The following is a 231-nucleotide window of genomic DNA, read 5'->3' as shown; positions in this document are numbered from 1 at the left end:
AGGTCACCCAGCACTTCGTACGCGAGGAACGGGTACACCGCCGAGGCGCCGAAACCGATCAGCACCGCAAAGTGATGCGGGTCGCGGGCGGTGGCGGTTTCCACGAGGATGTTGGAGTCGCAACGCAGGCCTTTTTCGGTCAAGCGGTGGTGCACCGCACCGGTCGCCAGGGACGCGTGGATCGGCAACTTGCCAGGCGCAATGTGGCGGTCGGTCAGTACGATCTGGGTA

1 protein-coding gene is annotated in these 231 nt (G+C 64.5%); it reads right to left on the bottom strand.

What is annotated here, in order from left to right:
* On the bottom strand, positions 1-231 hold a 231-nt coding region (locus AAEY79_RS16595), incomplete at both ends, for a glutamate synthase central domain-containing protein (protein WP_352289912.1).

Source organism: Psychrobacter sp. GW64-MNA-CIBAN-0177 (assembly GCF_040309585.1).
Lineage (GTDB): Bacteria > Pseudomonadota > Gammaproteobacteria > Pseudomonadales > Moraxellaceae > Psychrobacter > Psychrobacter okhotskensis.
Note: the sequence above shows the minus strand (reverse complement) of the source record. Positions and strands in the feature narration are given on the sequence as shown.